Annotated in this window: 1 protein-coding gene; it reads left to right on the top strand. The window is 69.9% G+C overall.

Annotation, left to right across the window (positions count from 1 at the left end; all coding sequences use genetic code 11):
- Positions 1–236: 236 nt before the first annotated feature.
- The coding region (locus WDW90_RS37935) for a hypothetical protein (RefSeq protein ID WP_336492850.1) at positions 237–585 on the top strand (349 nt) is incomplete at its 3' end.

Below are 585 nucleotides of genomic sequence, written 5' to 3'. Positions count from 1 at the left end.
CGAGGCGTCGTTCAAGAACGGCGTGCTCAGCGTGAGCCTGCCCCGCTCGGCCAAGGCGCCGGAGCACGGGCGGCGCATCGCGATCAACGGCGCCAAGGCACAGGAGACGGCGCACTGATCGCGCTGCCCGGCGCATGAACGAACTGAACGCATGACACGGAACGCATGACACGGCGGCCGGCGCGGACACAGGTCGCGTCGGCCGCTCATCCTTTGCTCAACGAGAGGAGGGTTACATGCAGCAGATCGAGACAACCGTGGAACGCCTCGGCCCGGTGGCCTCCGCCACCCTCAGGTCGTCGGCCGTGGATCCCTTCGAGGCCTTCGTCGCGCCCGGCGACGTCTTCCGGCACCCACGCGAGGTGCTGGCCTATCCTGGGCTGTCGAAGGCCGAGAAGCGCGCCATCCTGGCGTCCTGGGCATCCGACGCCCGCGCCGTCGAGTCCTGCCCGACCCTGCGCTGCCTGCCAGGCTGCAAGGCCGAGCCGGTGCCACTTCACGAGGTGCTCGCGGCTTTGCTCGAACTCGACGGGGTCACAGCGGCGGGTCGGGCCACCGAGGTGCCGGAACACCGCGTCCTGCAAC

The organism is Methylobacterium nigriterrae (assembly GCF_037106235.1).
Classification (GTDB): Bacteria; Pseudomonadota; Alphaproteobacteria; order Rhizobiales; family Beijerinckiaceae; genus Methylobacterium; species Methylobacterium nigriterrae.
Note: the sequence above shows the minus strand (reverse complement) of the source record. Positions and strands in the feature narration are given on the sequence as shown.